This is a genomic window from Rhizorhabdus histidinilytica (assembly GCF_900167915.1).
In the GTDB taxonomy this organism is placed as follows: domain Bacteria; phylum Pseudomonadota; class Alphaproteobacteria; order Sphingomonadales; family Sphingomonadaceae; genus Rhizorhabdus; species Rhizorhabdus histidinilytica.
In genome coordinates, this window is record NZ_FUYM01000003.1 from 66,824 (window position 1) to 90,866 (window position 24,043).

Consider the following 24,043-nt stretch of genomic DNA (forward strand, 5'->3'; position numbering starts at 1 on the left):
TGATCGTCAGCCGGCGCTTTCCACCAGCCCCTCGACCGCGGTCATATGCGCCCCGATCGGCTCGGCCGCGGCGGGCGGCCCGCCGAGGCTTGTCTCGACCCGCGCGCTCGCCTCGAGGGTGCGATGCACCGGGCAGCGATCGGCGATCTCCAGCAGCCGCGCCCGCCGCTCCGCGTCGACCTCGCCGCCGAAGTCGATCCGCCGTGTGAACAGGTCGGCCGGCACCTCGCCCTTGCGCTTGGCGTGGCCGACCGCGGTGCGGATGCGGCCGATCTCCCAACCCTTCTGGTCGGCATACATCCGCAGCGTCATCGTCGTGCAGGCGGCGAGCCCCGCCGACAGCAGATCGTAGGGCGTAGGCCCCGATCCCAACCCGCCGACCGCCGCCGGCTCGTCGGCCAGGAAGCGGATGCCGCCCGCCTGGATCGCGACCTGGAAACGGCCGGCGCCGGTCTCTTCGGCAACGACGTCGGCCTCCCCTTCGTCGCGGGTCGGCTCGGGGCGCGGCAGATAGGGTGCGGCCCAGGCGGCGACCAGCGCCGCGACCTGCTCGGCCTGCCCCGCACCGGTCAGCAGGTGATCGGCCCTGTCGAGCGAGACGAAGCTCTTGGGGTGGCGCGCGGCGAGGAAGATGCGGGTCGCATTCTCGATGTCGACCACTTCGTCAAACGGCGCGTGGAGGATCATCAGCGGCCGGTGCAGCGCCTCGATCCGGGCGCCCTGGTCGTGCCGGCGCAGGTCGTCGACGAAGGCCTTGCCGATGCGGAAGGTCCGGCCGGCCAGCACGACCTCGGCCTCGCCCTCGCGCTCGATCGTCTCGACCGCGGCCGGATCGAAATGGCGCAGGACGTGCGCGACGTCGAACGGCGCGGCGATCGTCGCCACCGCCTTGATCGACGGCATGTCCCCGGCGGCGGCGAGCGCGGCGGCACCGCCGAAGCTGTGGCCGACGAGCAACGACGGCGCATGGCCCGCCGCCGCCATCGCCTCGGCGGCGGCGATCAGGTCGCGGCGGTCGGCGGCGAAGCTGCTCTTAGCCAGCGATCCTTCGCTGCCGCCGATCCCGGCGAAGTCGAAGCGCAGCGTGCCGATCCCCTGCGCCGCGAGCGCCCGCGCGATCCGCACCGCCACCCGCTGGTCCTTCCCGCAGGTGAAGCAATGAGCGAAGATCGCCCAGCCCCGCGCGGTCCCCTCGGGCCGTTCGAGCCGGCCGGCTAGGCGATGCTCGCCGCCACCGGCGAAGTCGAAGGTCTCGGTTGGCACGGCGGGTCTCCATCGAAACAGGGGGGATGCCCCTGGATAGCCGATTCGTCCGCCGGCGTAACCGGGGCGGCCCTCAGTTGAGCTTGCGCAGCGTCTCCGATGGGAGTTCCCCAAACAGCCGGCGATATTGGGCGGCGAAGCGCCCGAACTGGTAGAAGCCCCAGCGGCAGGCGATCTCCGTCACCGTTTCCCCCGGCAGCGCGTTGCGCAGGTCGTCGCGCGCGCGTTCGAGGCGGACCGACTTGAGGAATACCATCGGTGACGTGCCCCGGAAGCGTCGGAAACCGTCGAACAGCGCCCGCGCGCTGACGCCGCTCACCTCGACGAGCTGCTCCAGGGTGATCGGACGATCGGCATGGGCGATGATATATTGCTCGACCTTGCGGACATGCTGAGGCGCGATCTTGCACCGCTGCGGCCGGAGCTGGTCGGAATAGTTGCTGGGGTGGCTTTCGAGCAGCTTGAGGATCAACAGCGTTTCGAGGCTGTCGATCACCGCCTGCCCCTGGGCCTCGGCCGAAACCTCCAGGCAGAGGAGCGATGCGTAATGCCACCAGTCGGCGTCCCCCGCGCCGACCGGCATATCGGCGGCGAAGCGCAGCTTCCGGCTGAGCGGACGGCCGATCATCATCGTCGCATGACGGTCGAGCACCGCGTTGCTGATCTGCACGACCCGCTGCACGCAATCCTCCGACCAGCGCATCCGGCGCAGCTCGCCCGTGTCGACCACCGAGGCGCGCCGCGCATGGCTGTCGATCGTCTCCACCGCCGTGCCGATCTCGGCCGCGCCGGCGGTCGGGTGCATGAGGAGCAGCATGTCCTGGTCCTCGATCCGCTCGATCGCCACCTCGGCCCCATAGGCCATCGCCCCGATGCCGAGCTTGGCGAGCCGCCGGTGATTGAGCCAGGCGTCGAGCGCATCGCCCCGCCGGGCCACGGCCAGGTCGTGCGGGCAATAGGTCTGCGCGATATGCTCGCGCACCTCGAAGATGTCCTCGGACGCGAACGCCGCAAAGCCGGCCCTCATCTCGCGAGGCCGCTGTGCCGCACCGGCGGGCATGCCGAGAGTGGGATCGCCGGCCACCGTTCCTCCTGATCCTTCGGACCGGGATGATCCGTCCGGCCACCCGGGGAGTCAATCGTCCGCCGGTCGCAGCCGCGCCGCCGCCGCGCTATGCTGCGCGGAAGGGACATCGCCCGCACTGTCCTGCCATCGTCACAGCGCCCAGCGGACGCCAGCCGACCATTCGCGCGGCCGGGCGTACATATGCTCGAACAGCCCGAAGGACGATCCGTAGACGCCGGTCTGCAGATAGGTCTTGCTGGTCAGGTTGTTGACCGCCGCGAACAGCGAGATCGCATCGCCGGGCAGGTTGTAGGTCAGGTTCGCGTTGAACAGGCTGTAGCCCGACTGATAGAGCTGGGGCGAGTTGAGCGCGTCCATGAAGGCGCCCGACCGATAGGACCAGTCGATCCGGCCGACGATGTTGCCGCCATTGGCCAGGCCGATGCGCTTGGACAGCGATCCGCTGAGCGTCCATTTCGACACCCGCTCGAACTTCGACGCGCGGGTGATCTCGGTCGCGGCTGGATCGACCTTGGTGAACTTCGGATCGAGATAGCCGAGGCTGGCTTCGAGGAACCAGCCGTCACCCGCCGAGAAGCGCCCTTCCAGTTCCGCGCCCCGGATCTCGGCCGACGCGGCGTTCTTCGTCACCGGCGCGATCCCGGTGAAGACCTGTACCTGCAGGTCGTCATAGCGGGTCAGGAAGATCGCGCCGTTGAGCGTCAGTCGCCGGTCGAACAGGCGCGACTTGAAGCCGAGTTCATAGGCTTCCGCCTTCTCGGCGCCGAATTCGGGCACCGTCGCCTGCGCCGGGAAGACGCGCTGCACGAAGCCGCCGCTCTTGAACCCCTTGGAGAAGGACGCATAGGCGAGGACGTCGTCGGCCGCCTTCCAGGCGAGGTTGACGCTGGGCGTGACCGCCTCCTCGACGCGCTTCACCGTGGCGAAGGGCAGCACCCGCGTTTGCGGCGTGTTAGGGCTGGCCGCGATCAGCGCCCCGCCGGTCTTGTCGACCAGTATCTCCTGATCGGGCAGGAAGGATTTGCGATCCCGGGTGTAGCGCAGGCCGACCGTCAGATCGACGACCGACAGCGGTGACCAGGTCGTCTGGCCGAAGGCGGCATAGCTTTCGGTGTCGAAGCGGCCGCCCGAGCGGAACATCACCGGGGTGAAGTCCAGCGTGTTGATGTTGTTGCCCTTTTCCCGGAAATAATAGGCGCCGAGGACATATTTGAGCGACCGGTCCGCCGTCGCGCCCAGCAGTTGCACCTCCTGGCTGAACTGCTTCTGCTCCAGCACGTCGGCGAAATGCAGGATGGTGAAGGGCGAATGATCGCCGTCGCGGGCATATGTTCCGTTGACCTCGCGATAGGCGGTGATCGACTTGAGCTGGACCGGCCCCACGTCCCAGTCGACGATCGCCTGGGTGCCCCACAGGTCGTTCCTGGAATATTGCGCGCCGGTTCCCGCATCGGCCTTCCGTCCGACGATGAAGCGGTCGCCGAAGCAGGCGGCGGCGCTGCCCTGTGGGCTGTAAGGCGCGAAGCCCAGGCAGGGCTGGCCACCCAGCAGCGTGGCGAAATAATTGTGGAGCAAGGTGAAATTATCGGTCGGGGCATCGAACGGCGGGTTCAGCACATAGGCGCCGGGCGTCGCCGGGCTGCCCGGCGGGAGCATCGGCAACTGGCCGGGGTTGAAGATCGCCGATCCGTAATTGACCCCGGCAAGGACGAGCGCCGGCCCGTTCGACCGGTCGCGCGTCCCCTCCACCGCCAGGTTGATCTCCAGCCCGTCGCCCGCCAGCCAGCGCAGGTCGAGCCGTCCGGTCAGCGTGTCGACATTGCCAAGCTTGCGGCCGTCGGACAGGTGACGGACATAGCCGTCGCGGTTGAACGAGGCCACCGAGAGCTTGGTGAAGAGCGTCTCCGTCAGCGGAAGATTGCCCACCGCCTTCACGTCGATCCGGCTGTAGCGGCCGGTGGTGAGCTGGACATTGGCATAGGGCCGGTCGCCCGGCTTGCGGGTGGTGATGCTGATCGCGCCGCCGATCGTGTTACGGCCGAACAGCGTCCCCTGCGGCCCGCGCAATATCTCGACCCGGTCGATGTCGACCAGATCGAGCAGCGCCCCCACCGACCGGGCGACATAGACGCCGTCGACATAGACGCCGACGCCGGGTTCGGTGGTCGGCAGGAACTCCTTCTGTCCGATGCCGCGGATATAGATGGCCGCCGACGACCCTGCCCCGCCGAAGCTGGGATTGTTCTGGAAGGTCATGTTGGGGGTGAAGCCGGCGAGGCCGTCGATCTTCTGGATGCCGCGGGCCTCGATCGATTCCGCCGAGAAGGCGGAGATGGCGAGCGGAACGCTCTGCGCCGTCTCGGTCCGCCGCCGCGCGGTCACGACGATGTCGTTCATCAGCGGATCGGCGCCCGCGTTCCCCTCGGACGCCCCGTCGCCGGGCTGGGCGGTCTGCGTCTGTGCCTGCGCCGTCACCGGCAAGGCGATCGAGGCGCACAAGGTGGCGATGATCGCCATGCGGCGCGCGGTTCCGGTCGAATTCGTCATGCGGTCCCCTCCGTCCTGAACGGCCGGCGGGCTCTACCCGTCCGGCCCGTCGGAGGCGCATCACGCCACGGCTCAGCGACCGCTGATATTCAGATGCTGCATGGACTGTGTCGTTCCTGCCGAATTGCGACGGACCCGCCGCTTCCCGCGCCCGGTCAGGCCAGGCTGGTGTCGATGGCGATGCCCGATTTGAGCGTCAGCGTGACGGGGGTCCGCTCGGCAATGTCGGCGAGGCGGGCGGCCTGTTCGGCGTCGAGCCCCCTGGGTGCGATCGTCCGGATGATGCGACGCTCGTCGGGCCCGCCGGTGAGGCGCAGCGAAACCTCGACCGATTCGAGCGGCCATTGTTTGCGATCGGCATACATGCGCAGCGTGATCGCGGTGCAGGCGCCCAGGCTGGCGAGCAGCAGGTCGTAGGGCGCGGGGCCCGCATTGGCGCCGCCCAGCTTCTCGGGCTCGTCGGCGGTGATGGCGTGGCCGCTCGCGTCGATCCGGGTGGCATAGCGATCGCGGCCAATGGTGGCGGTGGCGTGGGTCATGCGGCGGCCTCTCTTTCAGGGATAGCGGACGGGCTTGGGTTCCTCGGGGAGCGGGATGAACTCATGCTCGCCGGGCACCGGGGCGAAGCGCTGCCCGCGCCAATCCTCCTTCGCCTGCTCGATGCGGTCGCGCGAGGAGGAGACGAAGTTCCAGTAGATGTTGCGTCCCTCCGGAAAGGGTTCGCCGCCGACCAGCATCAGCCGCGCCGCGCCTTTCGCCTTGAGGACGATCTCCGCCCCCGGTTTGAACACGACCAGCTCGCCGGTCGCGAAACCGCCCGCCTGGCCGATCACCTCGATCTCGCCGCCGACGACATAGACCGCGCGTTCGACATGCTCGGCCTTGAGCTGGTAGCGCGCGCCGTCGGCCAGGACGATGTCGGCATAGACGATGTCCGAGTGGGCCTTCACCGGCGATCGGAGGCCGTCCGAGGTGCCGACGATCAGGGTCAGCGTCGTGCCCTCCGCCTCGGTGGTCGGAATCTCGCCGGCCTTGTGGTGGATAAAGGAAGGATCGATCTCTTCCTTGTCGGTCGGCAGCGCGACCCAGGTTTGCAGGCCGAACAGGCTGCCACCGGTCGCGCGGAGCGCATCGGGGGTCCGCTCCGAATGGACGATGCCTGATCCGGCCGTCATCCAGTTCACCTCGCCGGGACGGATCGGCTGGACCGACCCGACCGAGTCGCGGTGCATGATCTCGCCGTCGAGCAGATAGGTGATCGTCGCCAGGCCGATATGCGGATGCGGGCGGACGTCGAGCCCCTCGCCGCCTCTGAAGGCTGCCGGGCCCATCTGGTCGAAGAAGATGAACGGGCCGACCATCCGGCGATGCACCGACGGCAGCGCGCGGCGGACCTGGAAGCCGTCGCCCAGGTCACGAACCGGGGGGAGGATCACCATGTCGACGCCGTCGACCTCGCTCGTGCGCATGCTCATCTTCGTCTCCTTGTATGGGAGTGCCGCAGCCCCCTTGAAGGGGAAACGGCCCGGCTGCAGCCGGTCGGATGGAAGCATCCTTTGCCGACCGGGCGCAAGGTTCAAGAGCCCGGCGGGCGCGCCTTTGCCTCAGCCGGCCTTGACGGCGACCGCCCCCGCGCATTTCTCGTTGGTTTCCTTCGCCCCGCCGCCCAGCAGGGCGATGGCGAGGAAGCCCGCGACCACCAGCACCGCGAAGGCGGCAGTCACCTTGCCGAGATGCGCGTCGATCACCGCCTTGATCGGCCGGCCGAACAGACGGAACAGGACGCCGACGATCATGAAGCTGATCGACCGCGAGATGATCGAGGCGCCGATGAATACCAGCAGGTTCATGCCGATGAAGCCCGCCGTGATCGTCAGCAGCTTGAAAGGGATCGGCGTCGCGCCCTTCACGACGATGATCTCCGCGCCATAGTCGCGCAGGTAGCAGGCCGCCTTGGGGAAGCTCTCCGCGAGGCCCAGCGCGCGCAGCAGCGCCTCGCCAAACGCCTCATAGGCGAAATGGCCGATCGCATAGCCGAGCAGCCCGCCCGCCACGGAGGCGAGTGTCGCCACGGCGGCGAAGCGGATCGCCTTCTTCGGCTCGGCCAGGCACATCAGCCCCAGCAGCGGGTGCGGCGGCACCGGGAAGAAGCTCGCCTCCATGAAGGCGAAAGCGGCCAGCCACCATTCGGCGTGGCGGTGCGCCGCCTTGGCCATCGTCCAGTCGTACAGGCGGCGCAGCATGGGGTCCCCTCGGCAAGATCGCGCCCCGATTGGAGCATCGTGCGGCTTATATGGACCGCTCATCCTGAGGAGCCATTGAGCGAAGGCGAAATGCCGTCTCGAAGAATCCTTCGAGACGGCCTTCGCCAAGGCTCAGTCCCTCCTCAGGGTGAGCGGACGCGGATGCGTCAAATTAGGCGTACGACGCTCTAGAGGGCACGCGGCCGGACCGCAATCACCTCCGTCGGCCGTCGTGCTCAGACCGCGGTCAACGGCAGCTCGGTGGTCGACTTGATCTCCGACAGCGCGACGATCGAGTTGATCTCCTGCACCCCCGGCACGCGCGACAGCTTGTCGAAGAAGAAGCGCTCATAGGCGTCGATGTCGGCGGCGACGATCCGCAGCAGGAAGTCGGTCGGCCCCATGGTGACATAGCAATCGAGCACCTCGGGAAAGCCGCGTATCGCATCGCTGAACTCCTCCAGGTGCGACCGACCGTGCGCGTTGAGCTTTACCTGCGCGAACACCTGCGTGTTCAGCCCGATCTTGCGCCGGTCGACCAGCGCCACCTGCGCCTTGATATAGCCTTCCTCGCGGAGCCGCTGGATGCGCCGCCAGCAAGGCGACGGCGACAGGCCGACCGCCTCGGATATCTCTGCGGTCGACTGGTCGGCATTCTCCTGGAGCAGCGCCAATATCTTGCGATCGAACGCATCGAGTTCCGCCGCCATGCCTCACCTCCGATTATGGCAAAACCATATTCTCGGAGGCGACTTATGCGCAAGAATTTCCCTCATCCGCGCATAAGATCGGAATTTTTCGTCAGTTGTGCCGCAGTCCCGCGCTGTTGCGCCATTCGCGCGGCGACATGCCGAAGCGCGAGCGGAAGGCCCGGCTGAAATGAGCGGCATCCTTGAAGCCGACATCGAAGCCGATCGCCGTGACCGAGACATGGGCGAGCAGCGGATCGGCAAGATCCGCCTTGGCCTGTTCGAGCCGACGCGACCAGATCCAGTCGGACACCGTCGTCGACGAGGATTCAAAGATCTTGCGCAGATAGCGCTGCGATATGCCGTGCGCCGCGGCGATCCCCTCGCAGGTCAGGCGATGGTCACCCAGGTTGCGGTCGATGAAGGCGCAGACCCGCTGGCGGATGATCGCCTGCCCTTCGTTGGTCCGCGCCTGGCCGCCGGTCTGCTCCGCGAGCGCGGTCGCCATCAGGTCGACCGCATTGGCCTGGAGCCGGCCGAGGCTGAGATCGTCGATGTCCGCGCGCTGCTCGTGGAGCTGGCGGATGAAGCTCGACGCCAGCAGGCCGACGCCGCGCTGCCCGTCGATCCGCCGCGCGGTCAGCATATGGCTGTCGATCAGCCGCCCGGTCACCGTCTCGCGCGGCAGCCGCAGGACGACCTGCGAGAAGCTGTCGTCGAAGCGCAGCTCATAGGGCCGGGTTGAATCGTAGAGCGCGAAGTCGCCGGGCGAGAGCTTGGCGACCCGGCTGTCCTGGCAGACCGCGCCGGTGCCGCGCAGTTGCAGGCTCAGCAGGAAATGGTCACGGGTCGATCCGGCGATGCGGCTGCGCGTGCGGCGGACCCGTTGCGCGACCGACTCCACCATCGATATCTGGATCGCGCCGAACGCGATGTTGCGTAGCTCGCCGGAAAAGCTGTCGGATTCCCGGCTCTCGCAGTCGAGCTCCACGAAGGTGTCGCACACCAGGTCGCACCAATAGGGTAATCGTTCCTTCGCGCGGACCGTATCGGTGCTCAGCAGATGTTCGGACATGGCAACGTCCCCCTGAACCCGGAGCATAGATCACTCCAAACTCGATTGCATTGCCGATTTGGGGGCCATGCCGCTCGCGACAAAGGCCGGGACCCGTGGAGCAAAGACGGCCGCGATCCAACCGTGGATGTTCCGGGCATCGCCGATCGGCGGAATGGGTGTTCCAGGGAGAAGATTGCATGTCGGATGGTCCGTTCAAGGTCGCCGCGGTCCAGGCCGCCCCGGCCTTCCTCGATCTCGAGGCCGGGGTGGAGAAGGCGATCGGCCTGATCCGCGAGGCGGCGGCGCAGGGCGCCCGGCTGATCGCCTTCCCCGAATGCTGGCTGCCCGGCTATCCTTGGTGGGCATGGCTGGATTCGCCAGCCTGGGGGATGCAGTTCGTCACCCGTCACTTCGCCAACTGCATGACCGCCGACGGACCCGAGGCGCAACGGCTCGCCGCCTGCGCGCGGGAGAACGGCATCCGCGTCGTCATGGGCTATTCCGAGCGCGCCGCCGGCAGCCTCTACATCGCCCAGCTCATCATCGCCCCGGACGGCACGATCACCCCGCGCCGCAAGCTCAAGTCGACCCATGTCGAGCGGACCATCTTCGGCGAAGGCGACGGCAGCGACCTCGCCGTCCATCCGACCGAGATCGGCAATCTCGGTGCGCTGTGCTGCTGGGAGCATCTCAACCCGCTCAACCGCTACGCCATGTACGCGCAGGACGAGCAGGTCCATGTCGCGTCCTGGCCCAGCTTCTCGCTCTATCCGGGCAAGGCCTATGCGCTGGGCCCCGAGGTCAACCTGGCGGCGAGCCGGATGTACGCGGTCGAGGGACAATGCTTCGTCATCGCCTCCTGTGGGATCATCTCGCCCGAGATGATCGAGCTGATGTGCGACAGCGACGCGAAGCGCGAGCTGCTCGCTCCGGGCGGCGGCCATGCGATGATCTTCGGTCCCGATGGACGGCCGCTGTGCGATCCGATCCCCGAGGACCAGGACGGGCTGCTCTATGCCGAGATCGACTTGTCGATGATCGCCTATGCCAAGACGGCGGCCGACCCGACCGGCCATTATTCGCGGCCCGACGTCGCCCGGCTGCTATTCAACCCGCACCGCAGCCGACCGGTCCAGCATTTCGGCCAGGATTTCGGCCGGGATTTCGGAACGCCGCAGGATGCGCCCGTCTCGCAAGTCACGTTCGAGGATATCGGCGAGACGGCCGCTTCCTAAACCGGAAGATCGCGGGCAGGATCATCGCAGGGAGGCATCATGGACTCGTCGATCACTCCGCACCTCGCCTGTCCGCGGTCGCGTCCGCGGCGGATCGCCGACGATTATGCTCCGCCCTATCCCGCCTGGTCGGCGCGGATCGATCCCGCGATCGGGCAGGTGGTGATGGCGAGCTACGGCGTGCAATGGCGCGGGCCCGGCGACGCTGATGCGGCGCTGGCGCATGTCGGCGCCCTGCGTGCGACGCTCGACGCCGCCAGCGGCGCCCGCCATGTCGACCTCGCCCGCTATGTCGACGAGGCCGGCTACGACACGCTGGTCCTCCAGCCCTATTGGACCGATCCCGCCGTTTTCCGCCGCTGGGAAGGCCGCACCGACGTCGCCGCTCTCCTAGCCGCCGATACCGGCCTCGGCCATTTCCGCGAGATACTGACCCCAACCGCCGAACGGCTGGAGACGCTCTACAGCACGGAGGACGAGATGGAGGGGCTGGGCCGCGCGCTCGAACGGCGCAGCCCGCCGGTGCAGGAACATGCCTATTGGGGATCGGCGCGCGACCGTTTCCCGATCGCGCAGACCGACGCGCTGGAGCCCACCGGCCAGCTCGGCTTCGCGGCCGACGGCGCCGGCCGCGTCACGGTGCGCGGGCACGACAATATCGCGATCATCCGCTCGGGCCAGGACTGGGGCCCCACCGGCGGCGAGGAACGCCGCCTCTACCTTGCCGAGATCGAGCCGGTGCTGCGCGCGGGCATGGATTTCCTGCGCGACCGGGGTGGAGAATGCGGCTGCTACCTCAACCGCTATATGCGCATCGTCGACCTGGACGGCACGCCACAGGAGAAGAGCTTCGGCTGGAGCTACTGGCGCTCCCTCGGCGACATGGAGACATGGTCGGAGGCGCATCCCTCCCATCTCGCCATCTTCGGCACCTTCATGCGGATCGTGCAGCAGCTCAATTTCGACCTGAAGCTGCGCCTGTGGCACGAGGTCTATGTCGTCACTTCCGACCAGCAGCTCTACGACTATCGCAACTGCCACCCGGATACCGGTTTCCTGAAACAGATGCCGCGCTGAGGCCGGCTTCCTCTCTCCATCGTCATCCTGGCGAAAGCCAGGATCCCCCTGCCTTTGCGCGCTTCGGGCGGGGACGAAGAACAGCGAGCTTCTGACTTTCGTCAGGATGACGGCTCGATGGACGCCGCACCGAACAAAGCATCGCTCCGGTGCAAGCAAGAACCCCGCGCCCATCGGCATACACTCGGCTTCGAAACCAAAAGCACAGGGAGATCATCATGAAGCCATTCCTCACATCGGGTTCGAGCGATCGAGCGATCGGCCTCGCGCTGGCCGGCGCGGCGCTGTTCGCGACCGCCGGTCCCGCGGTCGGGCAGGAGGCCACCGGAAGCTCTGACACGATCGAAGAAATCGTCGTCACTGCCCAGAAAAGAAACGAGAATATGCAGTCGACGCCGATCGCGATCTCGGCCTTCACCGCCGACGCGATCAGCCGCAAGGGCCTGTCGGATATCCAGCAGGTGTCGCGCCTCGCGCCGAACGTCTCGTTCGACTTCACCTCCCCGATCAGCGGCGCATCGAACGCGGCGTCGGTGTTCATCCGCGGCATCGGCCAGCAGGATTTCGCGCTGACCACCGATCCCGGCGTCGGCACCTATGTGGACGGCGTCTATGTCTCGCGCTCGGTGGGCGGCGTGCTCGACGTGCTCGACATCGAGCGGATGGAGATCCTGCGCGGGCCGCAGGGCACGCTGTTCGGCCGCAACACGATCGGCGGCGCCATCTCGATCATCTCGAAGATGCCGGAGAAGGAATTCGGCGGCTCGCTCGAAGCCTCGCTCGGCAATTATGGCCGCCGCTATCTGCGCGGCTCGATCAGCCTGCCGCTCGGCCCCGACACGGCGGTCCGTATATCCATTTCCTCCAAGGATAAGAATGGTTTCGTCAAGTCTGCTTATACACCGCAGCAGAAGTCGCTGCTCCGCGGAACGCCGCTGACGGACCTCGGCAACGAGAACCGGCAGGCCGCGCGGATGGTGCTGGTCCATGATTTCTCGGATCGGTTCAAGGCGACCCTGTCGGGCGACTATAGCCGCCTGCGCGAGAACAACGCCGCCGACCGGCTCGCCGGGATCACCGGCACGCTGGCCGATGGTCCGCTGGTGTTCGCCTACAACAGCTTCGGGTCGACGCCTTCGATCATCCCGGTGATCGGCAACGACCGCTACACCCCGGCCAATTACATCACCGGCCGCGACCGGACCTATTCGACCGGCCCGAACGGCAGCAGCATCGACGCATGGGGCACCGCGCTGACGCTCGATTTCGAGGCGAGCGAGAGCCTGTCGATCAAGTCGATCACCGCCTATCGCAAGACCACCGGATCATTCAACCGCGACGCCGACGGATCGCCGCTGGTGATCACCGAGACCTCCAACTACGGCTATCGCCACAAGCAGTTCACCCAGGAATTACAGGCGGTCGGCGACGTCGCCGACGGCGCGGTCAAATATGCCGCCGGCCTGTTCTATTTCGACGAGAAGGGATCGGATCCGCTGGTCGTCCGCCTGCCGGAGGTGGTCGGCACCATCTACCAGGATGTCGCCGACGTCCGGAACAAGAGCTACGCCGCCTATGCCCAGGCGACCTGGACGATCGTCGACGGCCTCTCGCTGACCGCGGGCGGCCGCTACACCAAGGACAAGAAGCGCTTCGTCTCCGACCAGTATATCGTCACCGGCTCGGCCTCGCCGTTCCTGTTCGGCGGTGCGCCGGCCGGCACGCTGATCCCGCTCGTGCCCCGCAACTCGGTCACCACCCAGTCGTTCGAGAAATTCTCGCCGCGCGCGAGCGTCGACTGGCGGATCGGGGACATGCTGGTCTACGGTTCCTACAGCAAGGGCTTCAAGAGCGGCGGCTTCAACCTGCGCTACGTCGCGCCGCGCCCGTCGGTGCTGTCGTTCGGCCCGGAAAACGCCACCACCTTCGAGATCGGCACCAAGATCGACGCGTTCGACCGCAAGGTCCGCCTCAACCTCGCCGCCTTCACCACCGACTATAAGGGCATCCAGGTCACCGTGTTCGAGAATCTCGGCGCGCCGGTGACGCTCAACGCCGGCGACGCGCGGATCAAGGGGTTCGAGGCGGAACTGACCGCCATTCCCCTCCCCGGCCTCGAACTCACCGCCAATCTCGGCTATCTCGACAGCCATTACACCGCGATCCGCGCCAACCCGGCGCTGGTCAGCACGCCCGAGCAGATCATCAGCCGCTCGACCCGCCTGCCCAAGGCCCCCGAATGGCAGGGGACGATCAGCGCCGCCTACACCTACGCGCTGGGCAACGACGCGAAGCTCGACGCGCGGGCCGATGTCCACTTCTCGTCGCGCTATGCCAACGACGCCGTCAATTCGCGCTTCCTGAACCAGAAGGCCTATCAGACGCTTGGCCTGTCGGCAGGCTACACCGCGCCTGACCGCCGCTGGTCGCTCCGCCTGTTCGTCGACAACGTCACGGACGAGCGTTACATCGTCTCGGGCGACAGCAACTACGGCATCGGCTTCCACGAGGCCAACTACAACCGCCCCCGCGAATGGGGCGCTACGCTGGGCTTCAACTTCTGAACGGGTCCCGGCCGGTCCCAAGCGGATCGGCCGCACCATTCGTTCCACACGGGAACAACTCTTTTTCGATCATATCCTCTACCGCAAAAATAGCCCGCCCGATAAGACCGTTGCGGAGTCGGCGGCGGGGGTGGATGATCGAGCATGACGTTGAAGATGCCGACACCGGACGAGGCCGTGCTCGCCCGCCGCGCGGAGATCGTCGCGGCGCTGCGGGCGATCGTGTCCGGCGAGGGCGTGATCGACGATGCCGACGAGCTTCGCCCCTATGAGAGCGACGGGCTGACCGCCTATCGCCAGCCGCCGATGGCCGTCGTCCTGCCGGAGACGGTCGACCAGGTCGCGGCGGTGCTGCGCTGGTGCCACGCCAACGGCGTGCGGGTCGTGCCGCGCGGCGCGGGCACGTCGCTGTCGGGCGGGGCGCTGCCGCTGGCCGACGCGGTGCTGCTCGGCATGGCGCGCTTCAACCGCATCCTCGCCATCGACTATGCCGACCGGATCGCGGTGGTGCAGCCCGGCGTCACCAACCTCGCCATCACCCGCGCGGTCGAGGAGGAGGGCTTCTACTACGCCCCCGACCCGTCGAGCCAGATCGCCTGCACGATCGGCGGCAACGTCGCCGAGAATTCGGGCGGGGTGCATTGCCTGAAATATGGCCTGACCACCAACAACGTCCTCGGCGTCGAGTTGGTGACGATCGAGGGTGAGGTGCTGCGCCTCGGCGGCCGTCATCTCGATCCGGCCGGGCTCGACCTGCTCGGCGTCGTCGTCGGGTCGGAAGGGCTGCTCGGCGTCGTCACCGAGGTGACGGTCCGCATCCTGCCCCGGCCCGAGACCGCGCGCGCCGCGCTGATCGGCTTCCCGACCGTCGAGAGCGCCGGCCAGTGCGTGGCCGACGTGATCGCCGCCGGCATCATCCCGGCCGGGATGGAGATGATGGACCGCCCCGCCATCCACGCCGCCGAGGCGTTCGTCCAGGTCGGCTATCCGCTCGACGTCGAGGCGCTGCTGATCGTCGAGATGGACGGCCCCGCCGCCGAATGCGACCATCTGGTCGACGAGGTGGCGCGGATCGCCGACGCCAACGGCGCGGTATCCCTGCGCGTCTCCAACGACGATGCCGAGCGGCTGGCCTTCTGGGCGGGCCGCAAGGCCGCCTTCCCCGCCGTCGGCCGGATCGCGCCCGATTATTATTGCATGGACGGCACCATCCCGCGCCGCCGCCTGCCCGAGGTGCTGCGCCGCATGTCCGAGCTGGCCGCGCATCACGGGCTGGGCGTCGCCAACGTCTTCCATGCCGGCGACGGCAATCTCCACCCGCTGATCCTCTACGACGCACACAAGCCCGGCGACCTGGAGCGTGCCGAAGAATTCGGCAACGACATCCTGCGCCTGTGCGTCGAGGTGGGCGGGGTGCTGACCGGCGAGCATGGCGTCGGCGTCGAGAAGCGCGACCTGATGCCGGCGATGTTCAGCGACATCGACCTCAAACAGCAGCAGCGGGTCAAATGCGCCTTCGACCCGGCCTCGCTGCTCAACCCGGGCAAGGTCTTCCCGACGCTGCACCGCTGCGCCGAGCTGGGGCGGATGCACGTCCATGGCGGCGCGCTGCCCTTCCCCGACCTGCCGCGCTTCTGATGACCGTCCATCATCCGACCACGCCCGAGGATCTGGAAAGGCTGTTCGCCGACGCCGTCGGCCACGGTGGCAAGCTGGAACTGCGCGGCGGCGGCAGCAAGACGGCGATCGGCGCCGCGCGCGACGCCGAGATCGTCGACCTGCGCGGCTTCGCCGGCGTGGCCGACTATGATCCGCCCGAACTGGTGCTGACCGTCCGCCCCGGCACCCCGCTGGCCGACGTCGAGCGGCTCGTCGCCGAACAGGGCCAGATGCTCGCCTTCGAGCCCTTCGACCATGGCCCGTTGTTCGGTCAGGCCCCCGGCACGGCGACGATCGGCGGCGTGGTCGCGGCCGGCACCGCGGGCAGCGGGCGGCTGACGGCCGGCGGCGCGCGCGATCATCTGCTCGGCTTCACCGCCGTCTCGGGGCGCGGCGAGCGCTTCGTCGCGGGCGGCAAGGTGGTCAAGAACGTCACTGGCTACGACCTGCCCAAGCTGATCGCCGGAAGCTGGGGCCGGCTCGCCGCAATCACCGAGCTGACCCTCAAGGTGCTGCCGCGCCCCAGGGTCGTCCGCACCATGGCGATCGAGGGGCTCGGCGCGGAGGCCGCGCAGGCGGCGATGGCCGACGCGATGGGCGGCCCGGCCGAGATCGCCGCCGCCGCGCACCGCCCGGCGCTCGACGGCCGCGCCGCCGTCACCCTGTTCCGGGTGCAGGGCTTCGCGCCCTCGGTCGAGGCGCGCTGCGCCGCCCTGCCCCACCTGCTCGAACGCCACGGCCGGACGGTCGAGCTGCCCGCCGACGAGGCCGCGCCGCTCTGGACGTCGATCGGCCGGGCCGGGGCACTCGCCGATGCCGAAACCCTGTGGCGCGTCGCCCTGCCCCCCTCCGCCGCGCCGGGCTTCGTCGCGGCGTTCGATCCGCTCGGCGGCCGCTGGCTGCTTGACTGGGCCGGCGGACTGGTCTGGCTCGGCTTCGACGGCGATCCCGCCCTGGTCCGTAGCACGGCCGAGGCGGCGGGCGGCCACGCCATGCTGCTGCGCGGTCCCGCCGAGCTGCGCGACCGCGTGCCGATGCAGCATCCGCGCGCGGCCGGCGTGATGGCGCTCGAGGAGCGCGTCCGCCGCGCCTTCGACCCCGCCGGCATCTTCGAGACCGGCCGCTTCCTGGACCACGCGCATGCGCACTGATTTCTCGCCCGAACAACTCGCCGATCCCGCGACGGCGGTCGCCGAGGCGGTGATCCGCAAATGCGTCCATTGCGGCTTCTGCACCGCGACCTGCCCGACCTATGTGCTGCTCGGCGACGAGCTCGATTCCCCGCGCGGGCGCATCTACCTGATCCAGAACATGCTGGAGAAGGAGGCGGAGCCGACGCCCCAGGTCGTCCGCCATGTCGACCGCTGCCTGTCCTGCCTGTCGTGCATGACGACCTGTCCATCGGGCGTGAACTACATGCACCTGGTCGATCATGCCCGCGCCTATATCGAGCGGCACTATCGCCGCCCGCTGGCCGAGCGGCTGATCCGCAGCCTGCTCGCGGCGGTATTGCCTCATCCCGGCCGCTTCCGCCTCGCCCTCGCGCTCGCCCGGCTCGCCCGCCCGACCGCGCCGCTGCTCGCCCGGATCGGATGGGCCCGGCCGCTCGCCGCGATGCTCAGCCTCGCGCCTCGCAACGGCGCTGGCACGGCGACACACGACACGCCGCGCCCGACCGCCCCGGTCGGCCGCGTCGCGCTGCTCCAGGGTTGCGCCGAACCGGTGCTCAAGCCCGAGGTCCGCGCCGCGACGATCCGCCTGCTCGGCCGGCTCGGCTATCAGGCGGTGCTCGCGCCCGGCGAGGGCTGCTGCGGTGCGCTGGTCCACCATATGGGCCGCGAGGAGGCCGCCCGCGACGCCGCCCGGCGCAACGTCGACGCCTGGAGCCGCCAGATCGACGAGGCCGGCGGGCTCGACGCGATCCTGATCACCGCGTCGGGCTGCGGCACCACGATCAAGGACTATGGCTTCCTGCTACGCGACGACCCGGTCTATGCCGATCGCGCCGCCCGGGTCTCGGCGCTCGCGAAGGACGTCAGCGAGTTCCTCGACACGCTCGACCTGCCGGCCGGCGACGGGCGCGGGCTGACCGTCGCCTATCACCCGGCCTGCTCGCTCCAGCACGGCCAGAAGATCACCGAGGCGCCGAAGCGGCTGCTCGCCCGGATGGGCTATCGGGTGAAGACCCCGGCCGAGGCGCATCTCTGCTGCGGTTCGGCAGGGACCTACAACATCCTCCAGCCCGAGCTCGCGGGCAAGCTCGGCGACCGCAAGGCCGCCGCGATCGACCGGCTCGGCGCCGACGTGATCGCCACCGGCAATATCGGCTGCGCGATGCAGATCGGGATGCGCAGCGCCACCCCGCTCGCCCATGTCGTCGAACTGGTCGACTGGGCCAGCGGCGGCCCCGCCCCCGAAAGCCTCAGCCGCCGCTAGGCAGGTGGCGTTCGAGAAAGGCGATCATCCCCGCGCTGAAGGGATCGTTCATGTCGCCGGCCACCATATGGCCGGCGCCGGGCACGTCGAACACCTCGGTCTGCGGCACCAGTCGCACCATCTCCGCCACGCCCGCGTCGTCGACGATGTCGCTCTTGCCTCCGCGCACGAGCAAGGTCGGCAGCGTGACCTTCGGCGCCAGCATCGCAAGGGTCTCGAACGGTCCGGGCGGCTCTGCGCGCTGACCCATGTCGAGGATGCGGGGGTCCCAATGCCAGCGGAAGCGGCCGTCCTCGCGCAGCCGCAGATTCTTGCGCAACCCGCTCACGTCCTTCGGGCGCGGCCGCTCCGGATAATAAGCGGACACGGCGTCGGCGGCCTCCTCGACCGACGCGAAGCCGTCGGGATAGGCCCGCATGAACGCCTGAATCCGCTTGGCCCCTGCCTCGGCGGGCTTGAGGACGATGTCGACCATCACCAGCGCGTCGGCGATCGGGCGATCGCTGCTGCCGATCGCGTGGAAGGCGGTCATGCCGCCCATCGACGCCCCGACCAGCGCGACCGGCTGCCCGAGCGTAGCGAGCACCATCCGCAGGTCCTGCGCCATGTCCGACAGACGATAGCTGCCGTCGGGCGCCCAGTCGCTCTCGCCATGGCCGCGGGCGTCAAGGTTGATCACCCGATAGCCTTGGGCGATGAGCCGCTGCATCGTGCCCGCCCAGCTGTGCCGGGTCTGCCCCCCGCCGTGCAGCAACACGACCGCGGGCGCACCTTCGGGGCCGCCGACATCACCGACCAGGGTCAGGCCATGGGCGGCGAACCGCCGGGTTTCGATCTCGCTCATCCCCACCGCCTTCCACGGCGGCGCGGGGAAATCAACCGGTTCCGCCGATCACCAATAGGGCAGCGGACCATAGGGTCCGTAATATTCGAAGATGCGCTGGTCGTAATGGCGGATGCTGGCGCCGCCCAGTTCGACCAACTCGTCGCGCCCATAATGGGGTGCATTTTCGAGCGCGGATCGATCGAGCGGTACGACATAGCCGTCATGCTCGACATCATAGTCGAGCAGCGACCAGGGGAGCGGGTGGAATTTCTCCCCGATCCCCAGGAAGCCACCGAACGACATGATCGCATAGACGACGCGGCCGGTACCGCGCTCGATCGACAGATCGTCGACATGGCCGATGCGCTCGCCTTCCTTGCTGAACACGGGCGTGCCGTTCACCCGGCTGCCCAAAATCAGCCGATGGCTGGTCTCCACCGGCGTGCCTGAAACGGCTTGGTTCATGGCGTCTCTCCTGTCCGCCCACGGGGCGATGCTAGGATTCAACCGAAGCCGGCCCGGATCGTTCCCGGATCCGCGCTTCGGCCGTCATTGTCCCACATAACGGGTCCGGCGGAAAGCGCGGACGGCTTCCATAATGCGTTGCTGCAAGCCTATGGCATCAAGCAAGACTCCTGGACCGCGACGGCGGGTCGTCGCTGGCCGGGGCTCGAGCCGGCACGGGGATGAGGATCATGAGCGACATCAGGACCGAAAGCGCCAACCGGGTGCTGTCCATCATATTGGACCGGCCGGCGAAGAAGAACGCGATCACCGACGCGATGTACGGCGACATAGCCACCGCGCTGGCCCGCGCGGCCGACGATCCCGAGACCGGCGCGGTCCTGATCCGCGGTGAAGGGCCCGATTTCTGCGCGGGCAACGACATATCGATGTTCGCCGCCGCCGCCGCGGGCGAGCAGAACATCCTTGCCTCGAACATCGGCCCCTTCCTTGAGGCGATCAGCACCTTTCCCAAGCCGCTGGTGGCCGCCGTCACCGGCCAGGCGATCGGCATCGGCGTTACGATGCTGCTCCATTGCGACCTCGTTTATATCGCGGGGGATGCCGAGCTGCGGACACCGTTCATCGACCTCGGACTCGTCCCCGAGGCGGCGTCGGCGCTGATGCTGCCCGAGCGGATCGGCCATGTCCGTTCCTTTGCGCTGTTCGCGCTGGGCGAGCCGCTGAGCGGCGCCGAGGCCGCGACAATCGGCATAGCCAACCGCGCGCTTCCCGCCGACGAGGTGGAACGAGCAGCCGAGCTGGCGGCACGCACGCTGGCGGGCAAGCCCTTGTCGGCGCTGGTGGCCACCAAGGCATTGATGCGCAATGCCGAAGCGATCGCGGCCGCGCTCGACGCCGACCAGAAGGCATTCGCCGCGCAGATCCAGACCCCCGAGGCGGCGGCGGCCTTCGCCGCCTTCGCCGCGCGCAAGGGCCCGCCGGCGTCATGAGCCGGCCGAAGAGGCTCCCTATCCCGTAACCAGCACCACCGGCTCGTCGGGCGCGTCGCGCAAGCGGAGCTGGAGGCGACCGCCTTGCGGGGCCGGCACCCTCAGCGATGCGCCGGTGAAGCCTTCGGGCACGCGCACCGGCTGAGCGTTGCCCGAGACCGGCGCGATGCTGTCGATCAGGAACAGGCCTTCGCCCTCCATCCGGCAGCGGGCGGCACCCTTGTCGCACTGAACGTGGGTGATTGTGGGGAGCCGGGCAAGCACCGCCAGTGGTTGCCAGCCGCTCGTCACGTCGCCTTGGTGGAGACGAAAGCGGAGCGGACCGAAGGCCGAGGACCCGAGCACCGCCGGGTCGAGAGTCGCCACCAGCACGTCGCGCCCCTGGAAGCGCAGTTCGGGCCCGTTCGACAGCGTCGCGTGCGACTCGCCATCCACGGTCGCGACCTCGATGCTGTCGGCGGGAGACAGGCGGGTGCCCGGCGCGGCACGCAACGAAAAAACCAGCCGCGCGCTGTCGGGCAGCAACGCCTGTCCCTTGGTTTCGAGCGCCAGGCCGCGCCGCGCCTGCTTGGGAGCGAGGCTGCGTTCGATCAGGGTGACGCCCGGTCGCGGCGCCGCCACCGTCACCGGCAGGCTCAGCACCCGCCCGTCCTGAAGGGTGATGCGCGCGGTCGGCGATCCGGGAGCGATCCCCTCGCCCGTGCCTTCGGCGTCGAGCTGGAGACGATCGACGTCGCCCTCGCGCGTCAACCCGGCGGGCAATAGCGTAAGGCCGGCCAGCTCGACGCGAGCGACCTGGTCGAGCCGCTGGCCCGACAGCAGCGCCGATCGGTCGCCGGCATGGATCGCAAGCCCGTCGAGTCGACTTGCCTGGGCGCGGGCGCGCAAGGAAACGGTGGCGGGCTCGGCGACGCCCTGCTGGCGTATCTCCAACACCACCTCGCCGGGGCGGCTGTCCTTGAGCGGAACGGTGACGGCGACGTCGCCATCGTCGTTCAGCTTCGCGGCGAGCGGCTGTGGGCCCGACCCGGTACGCATTGCGACGCTGGTAACGCAGGCCGGTGCCGGCCCGGTCAGCGCGATCGGATTGTCACGTCGCGTCACCAGGCTCGACACGCCGCCCGCCGCCGCCCAATCGCCCTCGGCCGGGAATTGCAGCACGAAGCGCGGCCCCTCGAAACGGTCGAAGCCCCATTGGCCGAGGATCTGCGCCTCGACCTTGCCCTTCAGGTCGGCCGGCATGGCGCCGGCGACGACATAGCCTCCGCGATCGGCGCGCGGCACGAGCGGAAGCTCGATCGTCCTCGACCCGGCGGTCAACCGAAGCCGGGCGTCGTGCAGATAGTCGGTGGCGTAGATCAGCGGCGCGCCGTCGACCGGCAGGACGAGGCCCGGCCGCGCGCCGCATAGCGGCCCGTCGACCGCAGCCCGCAGGCGCGGCGGGCTGTTCGCTTCGATCGCCGGCATCGCGGTGACCAGCACCGAACGCGGCTTGTCGAAGGACGGCGCGGCGTTGAGCAGCAGCGACACGCCCTCTCCGTGCCGCAGGCTGAGGCTCGGCAGATAGTCGAGCTGCGGATTGCTGAACGCCCCGAACACGCGGGCGATGTCGCGGATGACGCCGATATAGGGGCTGTAATAGCCCATCCCCGCCTCGCGGGTCGAACTGAGCTGCATCGCCAGATCGACCGGCGCACCCGACAGCGTCTCGGTCAGCGACGAGGTGTGGACGTCGGCGAGCACGAGCGTGTCGCGATGCTCGAGCAGGCAGGCCGCCTGGAGCTCGATCACCTTGCCGAGGCATTCCTCGTTGAGCTTCATCGACAGGCTGCGCGCAAGCGTCGGCGCGACGCTGCGCAGATATTCGGGGTGGCTGTTCTCCTGCGCACGGATCGCCGCCAGGAAGCCGTCGAGGCGAGCGCGGTCGAGCGAGGCCTGGTTGAGGTCCTGGCTGGCGCGGACGAATTCGCCCGGTCTACCGCGCACCGCATCGGCGATCGCCCCGGCTGCGCCGCCTGTGGCGGGGACCAGGAACAGCACGAGCTGGCGTGCGCCCTTGGGCACGACGAGGTCGAGCTGGCGGTCCTTCTCCTTCTTCTTCCAGGGTTCGGCGGTCCGAATCCAGTCCTTGGGCGGCGGATTGGTCGCACCCTGGAGGAAGGTCGACACCAGCAGGAAGCGGGCGCGCTGGTCCTCCGGGAAATCGGCACGGATCACCAGCCGGTCGCCCTCGGCGAGACTCGGCACCCGGTCGATCGGCAGGGTGACCTCGCCGCGACTGACGCTGATGCGGAGGCCCGGACCCGGCAGGTCGAAGGGTGCCGGATCGGCGGCGTGCAGCGGCAGGGGCGCGAACGAGGCACCCGCCAGCGCCATGACCGCGACAGCCCGCAACAGGCGGGAAGGAAAGGACTTCGCCATCATGCCGCCTTCTAACGCAACAAGGCGGCGAAGGGTCAACCCGTCGGCTCGCTATCGCCCCGGCCGGTAATATTCGCCGAGATCGGGAACGCCGTCCTTCACCTCGAAGGGCTCATAGCCGCGATAGTCCCGTGGATTGAGGATGATCGCCTGATCGGCCTTCTCGCGCAGCAGCAGGCTCATCAGCGGATAAGCCCAGATCCAACCATAGCGGGCGAGCCGGCCGTCGAGCAGCCGGGTATCCTCCACCGCAACCAACCCCGAGCGCGAGCGGACCTCGTTCCGGAACAGCGCGAGATAGGCGCGATAGTCGAGCGAATAGGCCATGTTCGACACCGCGAGCGCAACGAAGAACAGCAGCGCGACGATCGGCGCCCGGCGATCGACGCGGACCAGCGCCGGCCAGCGTGCGATCGCGACGAAACGGAGCGCGAGCAGACCGCCCAGCCCGAACAGGGCGAGGCCGACCAGCGTCCGCGCCTCATAATGCTGGTGCGGCAGTGACCAGTTGGCGGGCAGCACGAGCCCGACCAGGCAGGCGATGGCGAGGAAGAAGCCGCCGCGCCGCAGCCAGGCGACCGGCGTCGACAGAGCGATCCAGCCGATCGCGAAGGCGACCGACAAGGCGAGCAGCCGGTTATGCATCGCGGCGAAGAACGCCATCGCCGCGGCGAGCTGTTCGGGATGGCCCGGGTTGACCACGAAACAGACCGCCACGCCCGTCCCCGCCGCATAGGCGAGGATCCCGAACAGCAACAGGGCGCGAACGGCGGGCAGCTCGCTCCGTTTCCACAGGCGCAGGACGCCGGTGAGGACGAGCAGCGGGCCGAGATAGAGCATCGCCTCATAGGCGGCGAGCAGGCCAAGGCCGGCAAGCAGCGCTACGACCGCCCAACCGAGCCCGATCCGCGCCTTGCCCGTCAGGATCGCCAGCGCCAGCGCGACCAGCGCATAAGCGAGATTATATTCCCCGATCGCGAAGAAGCCGACGTTGAAATAGACGATGCAGAACAGCAGGAAGGCGAGCCAGAAGGCGGGATCGCGATGGAGCCGCGCGAGCGCCAGCACCCACAAGGCCACCGGCATCAGCACCAGCGTCGCCGAGTGCAGCAGGATCAACGCCGGCAGGTCGACGACGCCGGCGCGCAGCGCGAGCACCACCGGGAACTGCGTCAGCCATTCGGTGCACAGTCGCGACGGATTGGCGTGGACGAAATCCTTCGTCCTGAGCAGATGATAGAGGAAATTCGAACCGTCGCCGTAGAGGCCCCGCAGGCTGGACGCGTCGAACAGCGCGACAACGACGATCATCAGCATGGCGGCGAGTTGCGCGATGTCGCGTCGATCGGTCGCCTGATCGCCCGTCATGTCCTGCTGGCCCCGCCCGTCCTCCCGATCGCGGAGGCCCGTCCAGTTTGCGGCTTTTGCCGCAATGCGCAAGACAGGAAGCGGACGGGCGCGAGGTTGTGAGTTATCCTGTTC

The 24,043-nt window shown here is 68.5% G+C and carries 19 protein-coding genes; 7 read left to right on the forward strand and 12 right to left on the reverse strand.

The window, feature by feature from the left end; all coding sequences use genetic code 11:
* Positions 1 to 6: 6 nt before the first annotated feature.
* The 8 genes from B5X82_RS06955 to B5X82_RS06990 form a co-directional block, all read right to left on the reverse strand.
* The gene (locus B5X82_RS06955; protein ID WP_079647407.1) at positions 7 to 1,263 is read right to left on the reverse strand and encodes a bifunctional alpha/beta hydrolase/OsmC family protein; all 1,257 of its coding nucleotides are present in this window, start codon (positions 1,261 to 1,263) and stop codon (positions 7 to 9) included.
* 73 nt (positions 1,264 to 1,336) lie between these two features.
* Complete coding sequence (locus tag B5X82_RS06960) at positions 1,337 to 2,347, reverse strand: AraC family transcriptional regulator (protein WP_235862620.1); 1,011 nt, start codon at positions 2,345 to 2,347, stop codon at positions 1,337 to 1,339.
* Positions 2,348 to 2,479: 132 nt separating this feature from the next.
* On the reverse strand, positions 2,480 to 4,897 hold the full coding sequence (locus B5X82_RS06965; protein WP_139385039.1) for a TonB-dependent receptor: 2,418 nt from the start codon (positions 4,895 to 4,897) through the stop codon (positions 2,480 to 2,482).
* 155 nt (positions 4,898 to 5,052) lie between these two features.
* Entirely contained in the window at positions 5,053 to 5,436 is a 384-nt protein-coding gene (locus B5X82_RS06970; protein WP_079647408.1) for an OsmC family protein, read from the reverse strand.
* 15 nt (positions 5,437 to 5,451) lie between these two features.
* Complete coding sequence (locus B5X82_RS06975) at positions 5,452 to 6,372, reverse strand: pirin family protein (protein WP_079647409.1); 921 nt, start codon at positions 6,370 to 6,372, stop codon at positions 5,452 to 5,454.
* Between the two features lie 129 nt (positions 6,373 to 6,501).
* Positions 6,502 to 7,140: a YqaA family protein gene (locus tag B5X82_RS06980; RefSeq protein ID WP_079647410.1), complete on the reverse strand. Its 639-nt coding sequence runs from the start codon at positions 7,138 to 7,140 to the stop codon at positions 6,502 to 6,504.
* Between the two features lie 236 nt (positions 7,141 to 7,376).
* A complete protein-coding gene (locus B5X82_RS06985; protein ID WP_079647411.1) occupies positions 7,377 to 7,850 on the reverse strand; it encodes an Lrp/AsnC family transcriptional regulator in 474 nt (157 codons plus the stop codon).
* 91 nt (positions 7,851 to 7,941) lie between these two features.
* Entirely contained in the window at positions 7,942 to 8,904 is a 963-nt protein-coding gene (locus B5X82_RS06990; protein WP_223811270.1) for an AraC-like ligand-binding domain-containing protein, read from the reverse strand.
* 179 nt (positions 8,905 to 9,083) lie between these two features.
* Between B5X82_RS06990 and B5X82_RS06995 the strand changes: the two genes are divergently transcribed.
* The 6 genes from B5X82_RS06995 (at position 9,084) to glcF (ending at position 17,857) form a co-directional block, all read left to right on the forward strand.
* Complete coding sequence (locus tag B5X82_RS06995; RefSeq protein WP_079647413.1) at positions 9,084 to 10,121, forward strand: carbon-nitrogen hydrolase family protein; 1,038 nt, start codon at positions 9,084 to 9,086, stop codon at positions 10,119 to 10,121.
* A 39-nt stretch (positions 10,122 to 10,160) separates the two neighbouring features.
* Positions 10,161 to 11,198: a phenylacetaldoxime dehydratase family protein gene (locus B5X82_RS07000; protein WP_079647414.1), complete on the forward strand. Its 1,038-nt coding sequence runs from the start codon at positions 10,161 to 10,163 to the stop codon at positions 11,196 to 11,198.
* A 218-nt stretch (positions 11,199 to 11,416) separates the two neighbouring features.
* The gene (locus tag B5X82_RS07005) at positions 11,417 to 13,762 is read left to right on the forward strand and encodes a TonB-dependent receptor (RefSeq protein WP_079647415.1); all 2,346 of its coding nucleotides are present in this window, start codon (positions 11,417 to 11,419) and stop codon (positions 13,760 to 13,762) included.
* Between the two features lie 144 nt (positions 13,763 to 13,906).
* Positions 13,907 to 15,400, forward strand: a complete 1,494-nt coding sequence (locus tag B5X82_RS07010; protein WP_079647416.1) for an FAD-linked oxidase C-terminal domain-containing protein — start codon at positions 13,907 to 13,909, stop codon at positions 15,398 to 15,400.
* Positions 15,400 to 16,572, forward strand: a complete 1,173-nt coding sequence (locus tag B5X82_RS07015; protein WP_079647417.1) for an FAD-binding protein — start codon at positions 15,400 to 15,402, stop codon at positions 16,570 to 16,572. The genes B5X82_RS07010 and B5X82_RS07015 overlap by 1 nt, the downstream gene beginning before the upstream one ends.
* The gene (gene glcF, locus B5X82_RS07020; RefSeq protein WP_079647418.1) at positions 16,562 to 17,857 is read left to right on the forward strand and encodes a glycolate oxidase subunit GlcF; all 1,296 of its coding nucleotides are present in this window, start codon (positions 16,562 to 16,564) and stop codon (positions 17,855 to 17,857) included. The genes B5X82_RS07015 and glcF overlap by 11 nt, the downstream gene beginning before the upstream one ends.
* On the opposite strand, the gene B5X82_RS07025 is transcribed toward glcF, so the two are convergent.
* Both B5X82_RS07025 and B5X82_RS07030 read right to left on the reverse strand, forming a co-directional pair.
* Positions 17,844 to 18,701: an alpha/beta fold hydrolase gene (locus B5X82_RS07025; RefSeq protein ID WP_079647419.1), complete on the reverse strand. Its 858-nt coding sequence runs from the start codon at positions 18,699 to 18,701 to the stop codon at positions 17,844 to 17,846. The genes glcF and B5X82_RS07025 overlap by 14 nt on opposite strands.
* A 48-nt stretch (positions 18,702 to 18,749) precedes the next feature.
* Positions 18,750 to 19,148, reverse strand: coding sequence for a PRC-barrel domain-containing protein (locus B5X82_RS07030; protein ID WP_079647420.1), 399 nt, complete (start codon positions 19,146 to 19,148; stop codon positions 18,750 to 18,752).
* Between the two features lie 230 nt (positions 19,149 to 19,378).
* On the opposite strand from B5X82_RS07030, the gene B5X82_RS07035 reads away from it, so the two are divergent.
* Positions 19,379 to 20,140, forward strand: a complete 762-nt coding sequence (locus B5X82_RS07035; RefSeq protein ID WP_079647421.1) for an enoyl-CoA hydratase-related protein — start codon at positions 19,379 to 19,381, stop codon at positions 20,138 to 20,140.
* An 18-nt stretch (positions 20,141 to 20,158) separates the two neighbouring features.
* Here B5X82_RS07035 and B5X82_RS07040 read toward each other — a convergent pair whose 3' ends face one another.
* Together B5X82_RS07040 and B5X82_RS07045 are read right to left on the reverse strand one after the other, a co-directional pair.
* Positions 20,159 to 22,564 (reverse strand): hypothetical protein, encoded by a 2,406-nt coding sequence (locus B5X82_RS07040; RefSeq protein WP_079647422.1) that lies wholly within the window; start codon positions 22,562 to 22,564, stop codon positions 20,159 to 20,161.
* Positions 22,565 to 22,612: 48 nt separating this feature from the next.
* Entirely contained in the window at positions 22,613 to 23,929 is a 1,317-nt protein-coding gene (locus B5X82_RS07045; RefSeq protein ID WP_079647423.1) for a hypothetical protein, read from the reverse strand.
* Positions 23,930 to 24,043: the final 114 nt, after the last annotated feature.